This window comes from Eilatimonas milleporae, assembly GCF_003688555.1.
Classification (GTDB): domain Bacteria; phylum Pseudomonadota; class Alphaproteobacteria; order Sphingomonadales; family Kordiimonadaceae; genus Eilatimonas; species Eilatimonas milleporae.
The window spans coordinates 652,503-671,257 of the sequence record NZ_REFR01000009.1 but is presented as its reverse complement, the minus strand read 5'-3'; the positions used below and the strand labels follow the sequence as shown (position 1 = coordinate 671,257).

The following is an 18,755-nucleotide window of genomic DNA, read 5'->3' as shown; positions in this document are numbered from 1 at the left end:
ATCCTGTGATGGCCGGGGTCTCAATCATGCGTTCTGGCGGTTGCTGTGATCGCGGTCCCAGACAGGGGTGCCGCGAGCCGTCAGATTGCGCAGATGAGCCGCCACCGCCGTCAGGGCGAAGATCGCCGCGCCCGGCCACAGACCGGGCCGGGCCAGGAGGCGCGCGGCGAAGCGGCGGCTGTTGCCGTGGCGGCGTTTGGCGCCGAAGGCGGTGTCGCCGCCGCCGCGTTCCAGGTCGCGGTTGCCGCGATAGACGCGGCTGCGCACGCGGATCAGGTTGGCGAGCGTGCGCGGCGCGGCGATGCGGTACGGGGCCTCGTCCGCGACGATGGTCTCGCCGGAAAGGCGGCGGCGGATATATTCGTCGTCATTGGTGGTGGCGGGCAGCGGGGCGATACGCTCGGCCCCGGCGCGGCTGAGGGCGAAGAAGCCGCCCATTTTCCGGTCGTCGAAATAGGGGTTCTGCATCCAGGCGCGGTAAAAGGCGCGCACGGCCCAGCTGCTGCGGGCGGTGTCGAAGCGGGCGTTGCCGCAGGCGAGCGCCCGGCCCGACCAGATCAGCGCGTGGACAAGGCCGCGCACCGCGCCGGCGCTGGTGCGGATGTCGGCATCCAGAAACACCAGGGGATGGCGGCGGGCGGCGGCGATGGCCGCATTCAGCGCCGTGGTCTTGGAGGCGGCGGCGATGTCGAGGATGCGGGCGTCCGGGGCGGCGGCGGCGGCACGGGCGGCGGTGTCGTCGGTGCAGCCGTTGCAGGCGACGATGACGTCGAATTCGCCGGGGCGGGCGTCCGCCGTCAGGGCGGTCAGGGTGTCGGCGATGACGGCGCTTTCGTTAAAGGCCGGGACGATCACGGTGCAGACGGCGCGGGGGCTGTGGTCAGACATTCGGCGTCTCCCTTTTGGTGATCCGGTTTTGGGTCGGGCCGGGTTGGGCGATGGTGGGCTGGACGATGCTGGGTTGGGCGATGGCGGGTTGGGCGATGAAATCGCGGATGGCGTCGATCAGGCGGGGCTCGGCCGCGTCGGACAGGGACCCGCCGGCGGTGAGGGCGCCGATGTCGTCCAGCATGGCGGCGAGGGTGTCCTCGTCCCCGGCGACATGAATGCCGGCGCGGCCTTGCAGATTGGCGGCGGTGGCGAGCTGATGATCGTTGCGGTGTTCGCCGTAGCGCGCCAGGCGCGGCAGGATGATGATGGGCTTGCCGGCCTGAAGGGCGGTGAGGATGGTGCCCATCCCGGCATGCGAAACGATGGCTTTGCATTCCGCGATGCGTTTTGCAAACTGCACAGGCGTCAGCGTCGGGGTGTGTGCCATATGCAATGGCGCCGTTCCGGCCGGGCCGATCTGGCAGAAATTGCCCTTAACGCCTTGATTCAAAGACCATTTATCAAGCGCCTGTATCAGCCTGTCGAAGGGAAGCTGGGTGCCGACGGTGGCGAAGATCATAAGAAAACTCCTTCCAGAGTGATGCGGTTCACCCTGAAAGGAGCAATGGGTATGCCAGTATTTTGGCCGGTTTTTCGGCCGTTGGGTCAGCCGGTTTTCAGTCCGGTTCTGGGGCCGGTTCTGGGGCCGGTTCTTGCGCCGGTTCTTGCGCCGGTTCTGGGGCCGGTATTTGGCCGGCTCCCGTGTCTGTCCCGGAGCCGGCCTTGGAGCCGGTTCTTCCGCCGGCTTAGGGGTTGGTCTTGAGGGGCGGGCTTACAGCACGCTGCCGTGGCATTCGACGCCGAATTTGTCGGCCACGCGCGGCCACTGGGAATAGACGCGGCTGGCGTGGGAGGTGGCCAGTTTCGCCGACAGGGACATGTCCTCGGCGTTGGCGACGCTGTCGATGAACAGGCTTTTGGCGCCGACCAGCTTGGCGAAGCGGCAGGCGAAATAGCCGGGCGCGGCGCCGGTGGAGACGACCACATGGGGCCGGACCAGCAGCACCAGGATGAGGATGCGCAGCGCCATGAAGATCAGGGCGGCCTTGGTGTCGCGGTTGCCGTCCGGCACGGTGTGAAAGGCGCAGCCGGGCACATCCGCCCGCGAGCCCGGATTGACGGTGGCGTAGGTGACGCGGCATCCGGCGAAAGCGGGTCTCAGGCGCAGAAGCTGGATCCAGTGTCCACCACCGGATGCGACGGCAAGGATTTTGGTGTTTCTGGTGTGTGCGGCCATGATGTGTGTGTCTCCTTTCCTTTGGGACCCATGTCCCCTTTGTGTGTCGTGTCCCTTTCGGGGTTTTGGGCTGCAATGTCGCTGTAGAGGTCGAGAAGGGCGGCGATTTTCGCCGGCCACAGGCCGACGGCGGCCATTTTGCGGATGGCGCCGTCGGCCATGCGGCGGCGCCGGCCCGCGTCACCGGCCAGCGTCCGCACGGCGGCGGCGATGTCGGCGGCATAGGTGTCGGGGTCCGTCACCGGAATTTTCACGCCGCAGCTGTCGTCGATGACGTGGCCGGGACCGCCCCGGTCGGCCGCGATGACGGGCAGACCGAAGCCGAGGGCCTCGAAAATCACGCTGCCGCTGGGCTCGCGGAAGCTGGGGAAGCAGAAGATGTCGGCCTGCCTGTACAGCCGGTTGACGTCGGCGCGGCTGATCTGGCCGTGGAAGGTGATCATGTGATCCACGTTCAGCGCCCGCGCCAAAGCCTGACAGATGGGCATTTCCTCGCCCTTGCCGGCGACGTCCAGATGCAGGCCCGGTATGTCGCGCAGGCGTGCCAGGGCGCGCACGCAGTCGCGCAGGCCCTTGGTGCGCACCCCCCGGCCCACATGCAGCAGCCGCAGGCCCTGGCCGGCGGGTTTGCCGTCCCGGCGGGCCGGTTGTAATTGCGTGACGCCCAGTTCGCTCATCACCGTGAAGCGGGTGAGGCTGTCCCCGCCGATCAGGTCGCGCACATAGGGGGCGACGCCGAGAACCGCGGCGGCCCCCCGGTAGCTGGCTTTCAGCACCGGGTCCCATTTCAGCCGCCAGGTGTCGAGACCGCGCAGGCGGGTGTACCAGGCGGCGCTTTCGCATTCGCCCCGGAACGCGGCGGGGGTCGACAGGCTGCCGCCGAGCGGTCCGAGAACATAGGGCAGGCCCAGCCCGGCCAGCGGCGAGGGGAAGCGCAGGGCGATCGGGGAAAACTGGTGGCCGATATCGAAGCCCGGCCCGCTGCGCAGCAGGTCCCTGGCCTGACGTTTCGCCCAGCGGTAAAAGCCGGGATAGGACAGTTTCGCCATGGCGTTCAGGCGTTCCATCCGCAGGGCCCAGCCGGGCTCGGGACGGGCGATGACGCGCACGCCGGCCAACTGGTCGCTCAGGGGCGTGCGGCCGGGCCGGGCCTGTGTGATCAGGGTGATGTCGGCATGCGCTGACAATTCCCGCACCCACATATAGGCGCACCAGGCCTCGCCCACATCGGTGCCGTCGCAATAGGGCGCGACCGCCAGAACCCGTGGCCGGGCGGTCATATCATCCTCCCCTGGCGGCGGGGCCATGCGGACAGGAAACGGCTGGTGATGTCGAGGAAAAAGCGGGCGCGCCGCAGGGCCGGGCGCTGGCCCGTCGCCAGGCCGCGCAGGGCCCAGAAAAAGATGCGGCTGCCGTTGAAGACGAACAGCAGCAGGAAAACCGCCAGCGCCGCCGCGAGGCCGGAATGCTTCAGATGCAGGCGCACGGTGGCCTGGGTCAGCATCAGGTCGCGGCGGTGGTTGAGGGTGCCGGAGCTGCCGCCGCCGAAATGGGTGATGGTGCCGACGGGGGCGAAGTGGACGGCCCAGCCGGCCTCGGCCATGCGGCGGCACCAGTCGGTTTCCTCGCCGAAGAAGAAAAAGCGTTCGTCCAGCAGGCCGACCTGGGCCATGCAGGCGCGGCGCACCAGCATATAGCAGCCCGAGACCGTATCGACAGCCTGCGCGGTGTCGCGCTGCCAGTGTTTCATCCGGTAGCGTTGCAGAAAGGCGCTGCCGGATACGCGGTCCAGCCCCAGGGTCTGGAGCAGCAGGTTCAAAAAGCCGGGAAACTGGCTGGTGCTGTGCTGAAGGGTGCCGTCCGCGTTCAGCACCCGGCAGCCCATGGCGCCGACACCGTCGTGACGGTCCAGATAGCGGACCGAGGCCGCCAGGACGTCGCCGTGGATCAGCGTGTCGGAGTTCAACAGCAGGATATACCGGCCGGCGGCGGCGCCGAAGCCGATATTGTTGGCGGCGGCAAAGCCGAGATTTTCGCGGCAGGCGATGAGACGGACCTGTGGGAAGTCCCGCCGCACCATGGCCCGGCTGCCGTCGCCGGAGGCATTGTCGACGACGATGATCTCGAACGGCATGGCGGGCGGATTGGCATGGACGGAGGCCAGGCAGTCGCGCAGCAGGCGTTCCGTGTTCCAGTTGACGATGACGATGCTGAGGACGGGATTTGTGCCTGGGTCCGTGCCTGGGTCCGCGCCTGTCGAGGTGTCTGTGTTCATGACGGTTTCCGTGTCCGTTCTCGTGACTATTTTCATGTCTGTTCTCATGTCTGTCCTCAGGCCCATGACGGCTGTCCTTTCGGTTGCGGGCGGATGCCGGGCGGGATGGGGTTGGCGGAGATCGGCACGCGGGCGCCATTGACGGTGTTCGGTGCGATACCGCGCTGGCCGGGCCGGGCGGTGGCGGGGACTTTTGTCAGGGCCATGCCGCAGCCGATGAGGAAAAAGAACTGGACCATCAGCGCGTTCCAGAAATGCACGGTCAGACCGGCGAGCGCGAAGCCCATGAAGGTGACGAGCCAGGCCTTGGCGCAGTTTTTCACGAAGGGGTCGCGGCGGCGCGCACGGCCTTGCGCGCGGGCGATCAGCACCACGGTCAGCACCAGAAAGACGAAGGCGGGAATGCCGTAACGCATGGTGGTGATGAGCCAGTAATTGTCCATGCTGGAGCTCATCCAGGGGGCGCGGATCCAGTCATTGAGGCCGATGCCGAACAGGGGATGGCGGGCCACTTCGGCCGAACCGTATGTCCAGATGTGGACGCGGTTGTAGGCGCTGGCGGCGCTGAAGGTCATGTAGGAGATGAAGACCAGAACCGGCGAGCGGTTGGACAGCAGGGTCAGCACCATCCAGGCGCCCGCGAACATGGACAACAGGATGGTCCAGCGGTTGGCGACGCCCCGGGTGATGCGGTCCCAGCCGACGAGGCCCATCTGAAAGGCGAGGGCGACGAACGGTCCGCTGGACAGGGAGAAAAAGGTGGCGCCGACGACGACCATGACCTTTTTGACGGTTTTGCCGTTCAGCAGGCCGCCGCACAGCACATAATAGGTGCTGGAGAAGGCGCTGGCGGCGAAAACGCCGAACAGGATCGGGTGTTCGAACGAGGTGAAGGCGCGCGTCAGGCCGAGGCGGGGTTCGATCTTGTGCGGCCCCGGCCCGCCGAAAACCGCCTTGAACGGTTCGCGCAGGATATGCACGCCGGACAGGGATTCCATGACCGCGAACACCAGCAGGACGGCGGTGACGGTGAAGATCAGCCGGACGACCGCGGCGAAGCGGTCCGGCGTGGTGATATAGGCGCGGGCGACCAGGTAGCCGCCGAAGGTTTCGATGAAATAGATGCCGGCGGTCTCGATCCCCTCGCCCAGGCCCATGGTGACGATCAGCGCCATCGCCGCCCACAGGCCGTGCAGGCAGATCAGCATGTCCGGGGCGGCGGGGGGTACGCGGCGGTTCTGCATCAGCCGGCCGAGCGCCGGAAACAGCAGGACGATCAGGATGATCCGGTAGGCCGACAGCCTGAGCGAGCCGAGGGAAATGGAGGCCTCGGCCGGCAGGGTGAAGGACAGCAGCAGCAGCGTCACCGGCATGGGCGGCAGTGCCTTGCCGACCCCTTGGGCCAGCCTGCGCGCGCCCGTATGCCGCGCCGGTTGCTGCCGGGGCGTGGTCATGATTGGCGGCTCCCGCCCAGCCAGGCGAGGGTCTTGCGGCGATACAGGCGTTTCATCCAGATGCGTTTGAAGGTGCCGACGATGGAGGTCAGCTTGGTTTTCAGCGGCAGGGCCAGCCAGCAGTGCAGGCCCGCCCGTGTCATGGCGGGTGCGGCCAGACCGCTGAGACGCAGGGCCAGGCTGCGGCCCCAGACCGCGCCCTTGGTGGCGAAAAGATTGGGCTGGGCGGCAAACAGGACATCGGGGTCGCGTTTTTCCATGACCAGATAACCGGCCATGCGGGCGGCGTGCAGGATGCGGCGGCCGCGTTCGGTCCGGGCGACGATCAGGGACGACCCGTGGTCGCCGTCCGTCGGTGCGTTCTGCCACGGATCGCCGATGGAAATATCCGCCTGTTCGCCGGTGTGGTCCTCGCAGACGTGGCAGCGCCACTGACGGGTTTTTTGCAGGATGGTGTTCCAGCCGTCGGCATAGCTGGTGGCCTGCTCGCTGACGGTGCCGTCATTGAGGCGCCATGTGGCCCGCATGTCGCCGGGCCAGCCATTGCCGCGATATTGCAGGCGTTCCAGAACGCCGGGGCGCCACGGAGAGAGTTTTTTCAACAGCTTGCGTGTGCCCCGGTGGCTGGGGGTGCCGGCGCAGAAAATGGATATCGTCAGGCCGACGCGGGTGTTCAGGGCTTTATCGAGGCGGGCCAGCCTGCGCGTGCCGGCGATATCGCAGGGCTTGCCGACGACGACACAAGGGGCGGGCGCGTCCGTGACCGCAGGCAGTTTGTCGCAGACGCTGGCCGGAGCGTAGCGCGATCCGGTCCCTTCCATCAGCATGGCGCGGTCGGTGCTGATGGCGGCTTCGTTCAGGGTGGGGGCGTCCCTGCGTGCCTTGACATGCAGGGTGCCGTGGAAGCCCAGCCGTTCCATGGCGAACAGGGCCAGCGCGGTGGTGGCGCCGCCGCTCGATCCCCGGAAGCGGATATCGGCATCGGCGGCGTGGCCTTCCCACACTTCGAGAACCTGACCCCAGGCGGCTTCCAGCCGGCTGGCCGGCGCTGTGCTGCCGGGTCTGCTGTTATCGGCCCCGCCACAGGTTGATCCACTGCCGGGGCAGGCGGCCAGTATGCCTTTTTCCACGGCGCGGGGCAGGGGGCGGATCATGTGGGGACGCCGGTTTTCGTCGTCGGTTTCGCGCATGCGGATCATGTCCGGTGCCATGGCGGCGCAGGCGCCGCAGCCGGTGCACAGGCGATTTTCAACAACGGATTGCAGGGATGACGGCTGGCGGATCATTGAACGGCCTCCCGGGTTGGGGCGCTGTGTGCCACAGGGGCGGACGGCGCCGTGTAAGCACGGTTGCGCATGGAAAACAGGGCGCTTTGCGCGATCCAGGCGCAGACTTCGCCGGCACAGGCGATGGACAGCAGGGTGACGAGGGACCCGTCCGCCAGCCAGCTGACGACGGCGACGAAGACGGCGACGACGCGCACCAGATTGGCCTTGAACGGGATATCCGTCTGACCCAGCGCCTGCGCGGCGATGGATTGCGGGGTGCGGCACAGGCGCAGCGCCTGTGTGAGCGCCACCAGGAAAATCAGCGTGATATCGGCGCGGAAGCCGGGGCCGAACAGGAACACCAGCGCCGGATTGGCCCCAAGCCCGAACAGGGCGGCGAAGGTGGCCGCCAGAATATAGATATAGGCCTGTATCCGGGCGACGCGGTGGCGGAAGTGCAGGGGCGCCTGCCTGACGGCGGCCAGCGCCGGCAGTCCAGCCGTCAGGGCGATGCGGCCCAGAACCAGAACCGGAACGAGGGCGAGCTGGAACAGCATGGAGAAATGGGCGAATTCGGCCGCCGGCAGGCTGGCGGACAGGATCAGCCGTTCACCCTGCATGCTCCAGAACATGGAGATGCCGGTCAGCATCAGGGGCCAGCCGAACAACACCATATCCTTCAGCCGGGGCAGGGTTGCGTTGGTGCTGTAGGGTTCGCCCGCGCATGTATGGGACAGCAGGGTGTGCAGGGCGGCCTGTGCCAGCATGACCGCGCAGATGGCTTCCAGATACGGGGCGCTGGACGCGGCGATATAGATCGCCAGCGTACCGGCGGCGGTGGTGAAGCCTTCGACATACAGGGCCGGGCGGAAATTGAAATGGCGCTGTTTCAACCTGTAGCCCTGGTGCGTCAGCCCGCGCAGGAAGGCGCCGGCGGCCAGCAGGGCATAGCAGGTGAAGCTGATGCCCTGGATGTTGAACACCCCGAACAGCAGCAGCATCAGGGCGAGAAGGCTGTTGCGGGTGCTGTTCAGGAAATGCGCGCCGGCCAGCGCGGAGGCGGTATCGCCCTTGTCGACCTGGAGGATATAGCGTTCCACCGCCAGGTCCGTGGACATGGCGAACAAACGGATGCTCAGGACCAGGAAAATGAATTCGCCGAGGGTTTCCGCGCCGAGCAGTCTGGCGATGATGATGTTGCGGACAAAGACGCAACCTTCAACCAGGATCTGGTTTGACAAGATGAAGCCGATCCGTTCTTTCCAGCGCCGGTCACGCATCGGCTGTCTCCCCGATATGGGTGTCGGGGCGCGCGGCCTCGGCAATGGTGTCCATCTGGACGGTCCAGCGGCGTTCGGCGAAGGGGCGCCAGGTTTCCAGCACGGTGCGCTGGGCGTCCCGATCTTCGAAAGCGTCGATCAGGGCTTCCGTCATGTGGCCGGTGGACAGGTTTCTCATGTCGAACACCTGATCCGCCGCGCCGTAACAGTCGAAGACGCCGCGTGCCTTGCCGCTGTAAGCCATGTTGGCGACCGGCGTCGCCGATGACAGGGCGGCGATGGTTGCGTGCATGCGGGCGCCGGTGAACCAGCAAGTCTCGGCGATCACGCCTTTCAGGCTGATGGGGTCGCGGGCGTCTTCGCAGACCGTGACGGCGTTATCGTGCCGGCCGGACAGGATATCCCGCAGAACCGCTTTCAGCGCGCGGCATGCGACCAGGTCGCTTTCGCCGCCATTTTCCGGCGTGACGTGAGGGACCAGCAGAAGAGGATGGCCCGCCGCCAGCACATGCCGGCTGAGGGCGATGAGGACGGCGCGGTAATCCGCAGTCAGGCCGAACCGTTGCGCTGCCCCGTCGGGGTCGTTCCACAACAGGCCGCTGACATTGATGCCGACGGTGCCGGGTTCAATGGTGCGTGCCGGTTTGGCCGAGGGCAGACCGAAGGCGAGGTCGACGCCGAGGCGGTGTTTCGCCGGGTCGAAGTCGGCGCCGAGCAGGGTTTTCAGACGCTCGAAACTGTTGATGTCGCGGGCATAGGCCATGGTGGCGCGGCGGATGATGCGCTGTGCCAGGGCCCTGGTTTTGGCGTGGTGGAAAGGGCCGTAGGTCTGCGGCATCAGGATCAGCGGCGTGCCGCTGTCCAGGGCCATCATTTTGGGCAGGATGATCTGTTCGAAACGGCGGGGGCCATACAGGTCCGTGAAGCTGTCGCCGCCGCTGACATCGAGCATCGCGTCGGCGCCCGCCAGCGTGTTCAGGATCGGCGCGCTGAGCCTGAACATCTGACGCAGCCGGGCGTTGCGCATATTATCGGCGGTATAGATACGGCGCCCGCCTTTCAGGGCCAGCCGTGCGATGGCCGCCTTCATCTGCCAGCCGTCGGGGGCGCCGGGGCGCAGGCCCCGGCCATGGTCCAGAATGGTGAACTGACTGACGCCACGCTGTTGCAGTCCGATCACGGCGGACTGGCTGAGGGCGGTGACGCCGTGGTTGCCGGTATCGGGTGCCGCGCCGGCAATGATCAGGGATGTGTATGGCTGTTTCATGCCAGCCGATGTCGCAACAGCCGTGCCATGGCGGGGTTTTGACATAACCCATTGAAATATATGAATTTTGCTTTTGCTGCGGTGAGCCATGCTTCGCAATGTGCAAATTGCAGCCTTGCGAAAACACGACGACATTCGCAATCCGCAAAACGGCACCGATCCCGCTGTGTCCTAAAAAAATCTAATAAATCAATGATTTAGAAAATCAGCCCATTTGGCATGTCGATTGCCACTGTCAGGCCGGCGATACCGCCCGTGATTATTAAAGAGGCACGACATGGCAAGTCAGACATTCATGGCCCAGCCGGACCGCGGCAAATCCACCGCCCCCTTTCATGGAGGGCATCCCCGCATTGAACGTTATGACTGGGACAGGCCGGCGCAGACCATGCACCGGGCGCACGGTCTTTGGCCGCTGTGTCAGCGCATCCTTGCCTGCGGCGCGCTGGTGCTGCTGTCTCCACTGTTGGTTTTTCTGTTTCTGGCGGTGAAGCTGACTTCCAAAGGACCGTTTATATACAGGCAGAGGCGGCCGGGCCTGAACGGGCGGCCGTTTACCGCGTTCAAGATCCGCTCCATGTGCGTTGGCGCGGACTGCGATCCGGCGCGGGCGCGTCAGGTCGACCGGGCGGACCCCATGATCACGCCCATCGGCCGCATCCTGCGCGACCTGAAGCTGGACGAACTGCCGCAATTGATCAATGTGGCGCGCGGGGAGATGGCCCTTGTGGGGCCGCGCCCCATCGCGCCGACCCTGCAGGAAGAGCTGGAGCGCGATATCCCCGGATTTGCCCGCCGCTTGCAGGTGCGGCCGGGCCTGACCAGCCTGGCGCAGGTCTGTATTTTCGACAATGAGGACGCCGATCATGTGGTCGACGACTGGAGCCGCCGTTTCGAGGCCGAGCTGGATTATATCTACCGCCGGTCCGCAATCTACGACATGGTCATCATTGCCCTGACCGTGGGGTTCATCCTGCGGAAAATCGCCCGCAAGATACCGCTGCGCGCGCGCTATGCCCCCCTGCTGCTGTTGTTTCTGCCGCTTGGCGCGTGCAGCGAGCATATGTCGACGCGCCCCTTCAAACGCGCGGACACCGTTTATGAAAAGGACATCCGGGCCTACGGCGACCGTAGCGATCCGGCGCCGATCGAAATCCAGCCCGTTTCCGTGCCGGCCGAGGAAACCGAGGCGGAAGACCCGAATTACCGGGTCGGCAGCGGCGACCGGTTGCAGATCAATATTTTCGGCGAGCCGGGACTGGACAGTCTGGATGTGGCGGTGGACGGCAGCGGGCGCATTCAGGTGCCGTATCTGGAACATGTGGATGTGGCCGGCGCCACCGTCACCGAGATTCAGGCCCGCCTGAAGGACGGCTTTTCCGCACAATTCCGCGACCCGTGGGTGGTGGTGCAGATTTCCGCCTATCGCAGCCGGCCGGTGTATCTGCTGGGGCAGTTCAACAATCCCGGCGTCGTCTATCTGGACGGTCCGACCAATCTGTTGCAGGCGATGAGCATGGGGCGCGGCCTGTCCGAGCTGGCGCATCTGCGCGGGGCGCGGCTGTGGCGGGACGGCAGGATCGCCGCCGTCGACATGCAGGCGCTGCTGGTCGGCGGCCAGGCCGAGCACAACATCTTTTTGCGGCCCGGCGACACGCTGTATGTGCCCAGCAAGACGGACAAGAAAGCCTATGTGCTTGGGGCCGTTCTGCGGGCCGGGGCGGTGCCGTTCGGCAATGACCCGATGACGCTGATGAAGGCGCTGACCCAGGTGGGCGGCCCGATCAAATCCAAGGCCCTGTTGTCGCAGGTGCGCGTGATCCGCACCCATTCGGCCCTGGAAGGCCAGCTTATCCTGATCAACGCCAAGGATATTCTGAAAGGCAAGGTTCCCGACCTGGCCCTGATGCCCGATGACATCGTCTATGTGCCCGACAACTGGGTCGAGAGCTGGAACCAGGTTGTCAGCGCGGTGACACCGACGCTGCAACTGGCCGGCGGTGCATTGCAGCCCTTTGTTCAAGTCAAATTCCTGAAAGGAGATTAATGGTGAAACGTTTAACATGCCTGTCTTCCGCCTTGCTGATGGCGGCCCTGGCGCCGGCGGTATCCGCCGGCACCGTGTCCCCCGTCCAGTCCTATGCCCGGCCCTTCGGTCTGGAGCCCATCGGCGACGTGCAGCTTGCCGGGTCGGATGAACAGGCGGCGGATTTCTACAACAACGCCCTGCCGGACCTTCGGGCCACGGTCAACACGACGCTGACGGAAAGTCAGCCGATTGAAAACCTGTCATCCATTGCGCTGAACCCGAACGATCTGTATCTGGCGACGGCGTCGGATGTGCGGATGTATTTCATCGGCGAGGGGGCCGGCTACAGGAATACGTTCGGAGTTTACACCGGCGACAGCAGCAACGGGTTGACCGGGGATGCACAGACCATCTTTCCGGACGCCAGTACGTCCTCTTACTATTATAATCCGGATCAGAACAGCTACCGGTCTTCCCGTGCGCCGGTGGCGGAGGGTGACTTTGTCGAACTGGGCACCTATGACGGCCAGACCCAGATGAACCTGTTCCTGATCGCCAACGGCGCGTCCGGAGGGACCACCACCTATTATACCGACATGTCGCTGAACCCGGACGGGATCGAGCATTTCGTCGTGTTGGCGACGCCGAACAGCCCGTATCTCGTGGTGGGGGCCGAGGACCTGTTCGGCGGCGGGGACGAGGATTATAACGATATCGTCGTCGCGCTTGATATCGGTGTCGCCAACGCCCAGCAGATGATTTCCAACGCCGTGCCCCTGCCCGGACCGGTCGCGGCCCTGATCGCACCCCTGTTCCTGGTCGGATGGGTCGCCCGCCGGCGGCGCCGCCGCGACAGCGGCTTTTCCACAGAAATGCCGGCATGATGACGCGCGCGCTGACAGATACGGGGCGTTTGACCGGATTGCTGGCGGGCGTCGGCCTGTTGGCGGGGGCCGGCCTGCTGGCACCGCTGATGGCCGCCGGTCTGACGACCGACCGCTGGGCGGTGAATGCCCTGGCCTTTGTCAGTGCGCTTTTGATTGCGTTTCAACCGGGGGCGGGGACTGCCGGTGCCGCCACGGAGAAGCGGCAGCGGGGCCGTTTATATCAGGCATTGGTCCTGCTGGCCGTTGCATCCGGTGCCGCCGGGATCGGCCTGGGCCATGACAAGGCCGGTGCCTTTGCCGGGGTGTGTCTGCTGACGCTGTTTCTGGTGCGTTTCTGCCGGCTTTCGGGTCAAAGTGCTGCCGGCGTTCTGATCTGCCTTGGACTGACCATCCCCCTGCCCAGCCATATGGAGGCCGCCCTCGGTCCCTGGCTGGCGGAGGCGGAGGCCGGTCTGTTCACCGGTCTGGCGCAGGCCATGGGCCTACCCATTTACCGGCTTGGCGCGCAGGTGGTCTCGGGGCCGGTGGCGGTGACGATCAACAGCGCGTGCAGCGGGGCCATGCTGATCTGGCCGGCGCTGCTGGGATTTACCGTGGCGGCGACGGTTCGGCCGGGACCCGCCGGCCAGCGGGCGGCGATTGTCGCCATGGCGCTGCCCTTTGCCTTTTGCGTCAACCTGCTGCGGTTGGGCGTGCTGCTGGTTCTCAATTTCAACGCGCCGGACGATGTGGTGCTGGCGTTTCACGATTTTCTGGGCTGGGCGATCATGCCGCTGGTCTGGGTCGCACCGATCCTGTTGCTGGCGCCGGGCCTGGCCGAAGGGCTGACGATCCGCCCGCGTCAGGCGGTGCCGGCGGCGCTGATGCTGGCGGCTGTCTCGACGAGTGCCGGGTTGCAGTCCCATATGCGCCCCGCACCCGGCGCCGACATGCCGACCACGGGGCTGGCCATGCCGGCCTATGTGGCGGGCTGGACCGGCCATGCCATGGCGATGCCGGACGACGAGCGCCGTATCCTGGCCGCCGATTATGCGGTGCGGCGCCTGTATTCGGGCCTGGCGGACGACCGCGACGTTCTGGTGACGGCCATCTATCACCGGGATGCCGCACAGGCGGACCAGCATGACAGTTACAAATGTTACCGCGCCCTTGGCTGGCGTGTGGACGGACCGCCCGCCAGCCGGATCGCGCCGGGTATGTGGATGCGCACCCTGACGGTGAGAGATCATGCCCGCGCGCAGGCGGTGACGGAATTCATCCTGGACGATGCCGCCCTGCCGGCGGCGTACCGGGGCGGAAAATTCAGATTGCAGATTGTCGAGCGGCTGAGCGTGCCAGAAGCGGTGCGGCGGGAAACCGCCTTCACCTTCATCCGTGCGGTCGACGCGATATGGGGAGAGGCGTCATGAAGATTAAACTGGCTGTTTTGGGCGCGTGCGCGGCACTGTTGGCCGGCGGATATGCCGGATACGGCGCCCTCATGAAAGAGCGGTGCCAGGGCTGGCTGGCGCGGGCGGAGGCCCTGTCCGGCGACGGCTTTTACAGTGCGGCGATCAGCGAAATCACGCTGTATTTTTCCAGCAACCGGTGCCGCGGCCGCAGTGATCCGGATGCCCTGTCGCTGCTGGCGCGGGCGCGGGTGCATGTGCCCCTGCCGGAGAATGCGCATTTGGCCCAGGGGTTGTCCCTGTCGAAGATCGGGCTGAGCCTTCAGGAGGATGCGGACCGGTCTTTGGACATGGCAACGGCCTTTGCCGCGCGCGGGTCCTGGCGGGAAGCGCGCAGTGCCGCCCTGAAAGCGGCCAGACCCCATCGCGGTGTCCAGGCATCCGGTGATATCGCCAAAACTGATGATATCAGGACAAGGGCGGGCCTGATCGCCCTTGGCGCCTCCACCGCGCTGGGGGACGCGGACGGCGTGGCGCACGCCCTTGGCCTGTTGCAGGAGGGCGGGGCCAGCGATTTTCAGTGGGCACTGGTGCGGCAGATCGTCTCGAACGGGGGCGCCGTCTTTGACCATGTGGCCGGTCTGTTGCCGCCGGCACGCGGCGACTACGGCCCGCTGGTTGGCATTTTAAGCGGTGACCGCGCGGGCGAAGTGCCGCCGGGATATACCGCGCGTATCGCCCTGGCATTGTCGCTGGATGATCTGTCGGCGGCGGCATCGCTGCTGACGGCGATGGGCCGGGACCGGCTGGCCGCCGCGTTGCTCGATCAGCCGTCGCGTGCACTGAGCGGGCCCCTGTTGACACGTCTGGCGCGGTTTTACTGGCAGACCGGTGCCTATGATGCGTTGGCGGACGGTTTTTTGGAGCGGGCGCATCTGGGCACCATGCCGGCGGAGGTGCACCTGATCGCCTGTCTGGCGCGGCGTGTGACGGCGCGGGCCTGTGACACGGGCTTTGACGCGGCCGACTATGAACGCCGGCACGGCCTGTATGCGGCCGGGCGCTGGCAGGCGGTGCTGGACAGTCTGGGGACTGAGCCTTTCAGTCCGGCCGTGACGCTGGACGCTATCGGCGCCATGGGCAGTCTGGCGGATCAGAGCGGCGTGGTCCTGCAATTGCGGGCGACCCTTTTGAGCGCAATCGGGGAGGCGGCACTGGCGCGGGGCTATCTGCGCCGGGCGGGCCTGTTCGGCATGGGAAAGGCCGTCGATACCCTGCGGCCCGGAACGCCGGCTGCAATCGATTGCAGCGGCGATGATCGCGCCGCGTGCATCCGCGACCTGCTGCGCCAGGACCCTGGCGATCTGACCCTGTGGCGGGCCGGACTGGATGCCGGCATGATGCCGACGGCCGAGCAGGTCGACCTGCTGCGCGATGTCAGCCCCGATGAGGCGACCCTGTGGCGGATCACCACGGCGCGGACGATGATGCTGCGCGATATGACGGATGAGGACGCCGCCGGGGCGCTGTCGTTGCTGCGCCCGGTGCTGCGGGCCGGTCCTGCGGAGCCCTATCCCTATCTGCTGGCGGCGACGGGGTTCGCCTATTTCGGCGATCATACCGCCCTGTACAATCAGTTGTCCGAGGCGGTGCGTGCCGCGCCCGACAGCACCGTCGCGGTTTTGCGCCTGGCGCTTGGCCTGTATGAAAAAAATCCGGACATCGCGCCGCACGCTCTTGTCACCTGGTGGTCCGGCCTGACCTGGCTGGAAATGTCGGTGCGCGGCAGGCAGGAAACGGGGGCGGACGCCACGATGCCGGTTCGGAAACGCCTGGTCCGCGAGCGCCTGGCCCTCCTGGCGGGGTATGCCGGGGACAGGCAGGATGATGACCTGTCCGAGGCCGTTTACGAGGCGCTGTTGCAGATAGAGCCGCGCGACCATATCGCCCTGAACAATCTGGCCTATCTGCTGCTGCGCCGGGGCGGGGACCTGTCCAGGGCCGCCGGTATGGCCGCCCAGGCGGTTACCCTGATGCCGGGGCAGAGCGAATATCAGAGTACGCTGAGGGATATCGAAGCCGCGCTGGAGGAGACCGAGACCCCGGCGGCATGACGGGTGGTGCGGAATCGGCCCTATGGAGACCCCCGCTGACTGACCAGTCAATCAGCAGGGGCATGTCCGATTGCGCAATTTGCAGCACCAATTTGCAGCACCAAATTGGTGCTGCAAATTGTTCTGGCGAGAACAGGCTGGTGGATGCGCCGGTTCCGGCTGATTACAATCTGTCGAGCAGGCCGGCGATGTCGGCATCGGGCACGTCGAGGCCCTGTTCCTTGACCAGATCGTGCAGGCCGGCCACATCCGGATAGGCCGGGTGATCGAAGCTGCCGGTCAGACCTTTCAGCTTATGCAGGCCTGACAAAAGTTCGGACGCGTCCCGCTGTTCGAGGGCGGCGCGGGCCTGTGCCATGGCGGCGGCCATGTCCGCCTTGAAATGCGCCGCCAAAAGGTCGGCGATGGCGCTGTCGTCATCCAGAGAGATCCCGCTTTTCATGAGGCCGGGAGAGGGGGTGTGGGCTGTCTGTTCGTCATGTGCGGAGGGTGTCTGGCTGGTGTTCTGGTCGATGTTCTGGCCAATGTTCTGGCCAATGTTCTGGCCAATGTTCTGGTCGGGGTCCTGTTCGGGTGCCGCTGCACCTGACCGATCCTGCCCGCTGTTGCCGGCTTCGATGATGGCGGCGAGGATGTGTTCCAGCCGCTGGCGGTCGATCGGTTTGGGCAGGCAGTCCACCATGCCGGCATCGTGCATGCGCTGCTGGTCTTCCTGACTGACATGGGCGGAAACGCCGATGATGGGAATGGCGCTTTTTTCGCCGCCGAGGGATTTGATCACCTTTGTTGCCTGAAGGCCGTCCATGATGGGCATGGCGATATCCATCATGATGACGTCATAGGATCTGTCCTGGACCGCTTCGACCCCTTCGAGGCCGTTGGCGGCGAGATCGACGCGGCAGCCGAGCTTGCGCAGATAATGTTCCATCACAAGCTGATTGGTCGCCACATCCTCGACAACCAGAATGCGCGGGCGTTTGCCGGTGCCCGGGCGTTTCAGGGTGCCGCCTTTGGGGCGGTCCGTGGCGGCCGGGGGCGCGACCGGCCTGCGGGCATCGCCCTTGTCGAGGGTGATTTCCAGGGTAAAGCGGTTGCCGCCGCCATTTGCCGGGGCGCAGCCGATGCGGGCCTGCATGAGGTCGGACAGTTCGCGGCAGATGGCAAGGCCGAGACCGGCGCCGGAGCCGACCCCCTGATCGCCCTTGACCGTGCCGCGCCGGTAGGCCTGAAACAATTCTTCCCGCTCGCCCGGGGGGATGGTTTCGCCGTGGTCGGTGACGGACAGGGCGAGCGTTATGGCGGCGTCATCCTGCCGGATCACACGGCTTGCCAGTTCGATTCCGCCGTCGCCGCCATATTTGACGGCGTTCGAGACCAGATTGTTGAGGATTTGCCGGAGGCGTCCGGCGTCGCCCACCACCAGATGCCCGATGGCCGGGTCCGTGCGGACGGTGAGGGACTGCCCGGACCCCAGGCCGGACGCCCGCCAGAAGTCGGCGATTTCGTCCGCCATGGCATAAAGATCGAAGGGCGCGGTTTCCAGAGGGACGAGCCCCTGTTCCAGCTTGGCCAGATCGATGGCGTCGTTCAGGACATAGCGCAGCAGATCGCAGCTTTTCAGGGCGGTGCCGAGAATCTGCTCCTGCGTCGTGCCGAGTTCGGAGTCCGCCAGCATGTTCAGGGTGCCGATGACACCGTTCAGGGGCGTACGGATTTCGTGGCTGAGTTTTGCGAACATCATGGATTTGTTGGCGCTTTCGGCCAGGGCGCTGTCGCGGTCGTGCCGGAGGCGGTCGCGCAGGCTTTCCAGTTCCATGATCTTGTCATTGAGGGCGGCGGTGCGCTCGAACACCAGCCGTTCCAGACGTTCCTTGTTCTGGTGCAGTTCGCGGTTGGCCTGATAGAGGGCGCTGCTTTTTTCTTCCAGCAGGCTTTCGGCGGCGCGTGTCGCGGTTTCGGCGCGGTCCAGTTTGCGCCGCAGGGCGGCCAGTTCGGCATTCAGGTCGGCGCTTTGCCGGTCATGTGTGTCGCCGTTATTGTCCATCATGCGCCTTCGCCGCAGGGGGCATCACGTAGCTTTGTCGCGGGTCATGATCAGGGTCATGGCCCTGCCGCCTTCCGTGGTTTCGCTGGCCGTGATTGTCCAGTCGCCGCCGAAAGCGGCCAGACTGCCGGCGGTCAGCCCAATAGCCACCGCCGCGAGCGGGCGGTGCGACTGATAGGTCAGATGGTAGCGGTCGTCGGTTTCACGCGCCAGCAGCACCTGCGGCGGCACGGCATCGGGGTGCAGTTTGCGAACCTCGGTATGGATGTGGCCGTCGATGCTGTCCAGGAAGCTCATGGCGTTGTCGTGGGGGGCGAAAAAGGACGCGTAGAGCGTCTTGAAACGGCCGGCGAGCCAAAAGCCGAAATCATACAGGGCTTTTTCCGCGTCGACGTCGGGGTGGGCGGCCAGAAGGGCGGTCAATATGGCCTCAAGCTCGGCGTAGGGGTAGTTGCCGACCGCGGTATAACCCCCGCCGGAGGCGAGATCGCAGCGGTCCAGCGCGTCCTGGACCGCGACCATGCCGAAGGCTTCCTCGGCAAAGGTTGTGAATTCCGTGAAGATGATTCCGCGCATTGTTCC

The 18,755-nt window shown here is 65.8% G+C and carries 15 protein-coding genes; 4 read left to right on the top strand and 11 right to left on the bottom strand.

Going from position 1 to position 18,755, the window contains the following annotated elements; genetic code table 11:
• Positions 1–24 precede the first annotated feature (24 nt).
• The 9 genes from BXY39_RS03750 to BXY39_RS03710 form a co-directional block, all read right to left on the bottom strand.
• Positions 25–888, bottom strand: a complete 864-nt coding sequence (locus BXY39_RS03750) for a glycosyltransferase (protein ID WP_121937467.1) — start codon at positions 886–888, stop codon at positions 25–27.
• Positions 881–1,450: a glycosyltransferase gene (locus BXY39_RS03745; protein ID WP_121937466.1), complete on the bottom strand. Its 570-nt coding sequence runs from the start codon at positions 1,448–1,450 to the stop codon at positions 881–883. Before BXY39_RS03745 ends, BXY39_RS03750 begins: the two co-directional genes overlap by 8 nt.
• A 252-nt stretch (positions 1,451–1,702) precedes the next feature.
• Positions 1,703–2,167, bottom strand: a complete 465-nt coding sequence (locus BXY39_RS03740) for a glycosyltransferase family protein (protein ID WP_121937465.1) — start codon at positions 2,165–2,167, stop codon at positions 1,703–1,705.
• The gene (locus tag BXY39_RS03735; RefSeq protein WP_170163600.1) at positions 2,089–3,447 is read right to left on the bottom strand and encodes a glycosyltransferase family 4 protein; all 1,359 of its coding nucleotides are present in this window, start codon (positions 3,445–3,447) and stop codon (positions 2,089–2,091) included. Before BXY39_RS03735 ends, BXY39_RS03740 begins: the two co-directional genes overlap by 79 nt.
• Complete coding sequence (locus BXY39_RS03730) at positions 3,444–4,478, bottom strand: glycosyltransferase family 2 protein (protein WP_211332068.1); 1,035 nt, start codon at positions 4,476–4,478, stop codon at positions 3,444–3,446. Before BXY39_RS03730 ends, BXY39_RS03735 begins: the two co-directional genes overlap by 4 nt.
• Before the next feature lie 20 nt (positions 4,479–4,498).
• Entirely contained in the window at positions 4,499–5,896 is a 1,398-nt protein-coding gene (locus BXY39_RS03725; protein WP_121937463.1) for an O-antigen ligase family protein, read from the bottom strand.
• Positions 5,893–7,182 (bottom strand): Coenzyme F420 hydrogenase/dehydrogenase, beta subunit C-terminal domain, encoded by a 1,290-nt coding sequence (locus BXY39_RS03720; protein WP_121937462.1) that lies wholly within the window; start codon positions 7,180–7,182, stop codon positions 5,893–5,895. Before BXY39_RS03720 ends, BXY39_RS03725 begins: the two co-directional genes overlap by 4 nt.
• Entirely contained in the window at positions 7,179–8,444 is a 1,266-nt protein-coding gene (locus tag BXY39_RS03715; RefSeq protein WP_121937461.1) for an oligosaccharide flippase family protein, read from the bottom strand. Before BXY39_RS03715 ends, BXY39_RS03720 begins: the two co-directional genes overlap by 4 nt.
• Positions 8,437–9,711 (bottom strand): polysaccharide pyruvyl transferase family protein, encoded by a 1,275-nt coding sequence (locus tag BXY39_RS03710; protein WP_170163599.1) that lies wholly within the window; start codon positions 9,709–9,711, stop codon positions 8,437–8,439. Before BXY39_RS03710 ends, BXY39_RS03715 begins: the two co-directional genes overlap by 8 nt.
• 277 nt (positions 9,712–9,988) lie before the next feature.
• Between BXY39_RS03710 and BXY39_RS03705 the strand changes: the two genes are divergently transcribed.
• Genes BXY39_RS03705 through BXY39_RS03690 form a run of 4 tightly spaced genes read left to right on the top strand, consistent with a single transcriptional unit; the run spans position 9,989 to position 16,129 of the window.
• The gene (locus BXY39_RS03705) at positions 9,989–11,758 is read left to right on the top strand and encodes a sugar transferase (protein ID WP_121937459.1); all 1,770 of its coding nucleotides are present in this window, start codon (positions 9,989–9,991) and stop codon (positions 11,756–11,758) included.
• Between the two features lie 2 nt (positions 11,759–11,760).
• Positions 11,761–12,624, top strand: a complete 864-nt coding sequence (locus tag BXY39_RS03700) for a DUF4114 domain-containing protein (RefSeq protein ID WP_170163598.1) — start codon at positions 11,761–11,763, stop codon at positions 12,622–12,624.
• Positions 12,621–14,036: an exosortase-associated EpsI family protein gene (locus tag BXY39_RS03695; RefSeq protein WP_170163597.1), complete on the top strand. Its 1,416-nt coding sequence runs from the start codon at positions 12,621–12,623 to the stop codon at positions 14,034–14,036. The genes BXY39_RS03700 and BXY39_RS03695 overlap by 4 nt, the downstream gene beginning before the upstream one ends.
• Complete coding sequence (locus tag BXY39_RS03690; RefSeq protein WP_121937456.1) at positions 14,033–16,129, top strand: hypothetical protein; 2,097 nt, start codon at positions 14,033–14,035, stop codon at positions 16,127–16,129. The genes BXY39_RS03695 and BXY39_RS03690 overlap by 4 nt, the downstream gene beginning before the upstream one ends.
• Positions 16,130–16,292: 163 nt before the next feature.
• Here the strand turns inward: BXY39_RS03690 and BXY39_RS03685 are convergent, their stop codons facing one another.
• Entirely contained in the window at positions 16,293–18,176 is a 1,884-nt protein-coding gene (locus BXY39_RS03685) for a response regulator (protein ID WP_121937455.1), read from the bottom strand.
• 21 nt (positions 18,177–18,197) lie between these two features.
• On the bottom strand, positions 18,198–18,749 hold the full coding sequence (locus BXY39_RS03680) for a heme NO-binding domain-containing protein (protein ID WP_121937454.1): 552 nt from the start codon (positions 18,747–18,749) through the stop codon (positions 18,198–18,200).
• Positions 18,750–18,755 lie beyond the last annotated feature (6 nt).

What these genes read in the sequence shown, in the direction of transcription:
- BXY39_RS03750 (WP_121937467.1), bottom strand. Translation starts at nt 888, where the DNA reads ATGTCTGACCACAGCCCCCGCGCCGTCTGCACCGTGATCGTCCCGGCC.
- BXY39_RS03745 (WP_121937466.1), bottom strand. Translation starts at nt 1,450, where the DNA reads ATGATCTTCGCCACCGTCGGCACCCAGCTTCCCTTCGACAGGCTGATA.
- BXY39_RS03740 (WP_121937465.1), bottom strand. Translation starts at nt 2,167, where the DNA reads ATGGCCGCACACACCAGAAACACCAAAATCCTTGCCGTCGCATCCGGT.
- BXY39_RS03735 (WP_170163600.1), bottom strand. Translation starts at nt 3,447, where the DNA reads ATGACCGCCCGGCCACGGGTTCTGGCGGTCGCGCCCTATTGCGACGGC.
- BXY39_RS03730 (WP_211332068.1), bottom strand. Translation starts at nt 4,478, where the DNA reads ATGAAAATAGTCACGAGAACGGACACGGAAACCGTCATGAACACAGAC.
- BXY39_RS03725 (WP_121937463.1), bottom strand. Translation starts at nt 5,896, where the DNA reads ATGACCACGCCCCGGCAGCAACCGGCGCGGCATACGGGCGCGCGCAGG.
- BXY39_RS03720 (WP_121937462.1), bottom strand. Translation starts at nt 7,182, where the DNA reads ATGATCCGCCAGCCGTCATCCCTGCAATCCGTTGTTGAAAATCGCCTG.
- BXY39_RS03715 (WP_121937461.1), bottom strand. Translation starts at nt 8,444, where the DNA reads ATGCGTGACCGGCGCTGGAAAGAACGGATCGGCTTCATCTTGTCAAAC.
- BXY39_RS03710 (WP_170163599.1), bottom strand. Translation starts at nt 9,711, where the DNA reads ATGAAACAGCCATACACATCCCTGATCATTGCCGGCGCGGCACCCGAT.
- BXY39_RS03705 (WP_121937459.1), top strand. Translation starts at nt 9,989, where the DNA reads ATGGCAAGTCAGACATTCATGGCCCAGCCGGACCGCGGCAAATCCACC.
- BXY39_RS03695 (WP_170163597.1), top strand. Translation starts at nt 12,621, where the DNA reads ATGATGACGCGCGCGCTGACAGATACGGGGCGTTTGACCGGATTGCTG.
- BXY39_RS03690 (WP_121937456.1), top strand. Translation starts at nt 14,033, where the DNA reads ATGAAGATTAAACTGGCTGTTTTGGGCGCGTGCGCGGCACTGTTGGCC.
- BXY39_RS03685 (WP_121937455.1), bottom strand. Translation starts at nt 18,176, where the DNA reads ATGATGGACAATAACGGCGACACACATGACCGGCAAAGCGCCGACCTG.
- BXY39_RS03680 (WP_121937454.1), bottom strand. Translation starts at nt 18,749, where the DNA reads ATGCGCGGAATCATCTTCACGGAATTCACAACCTTTGCCGAGGAAGCC.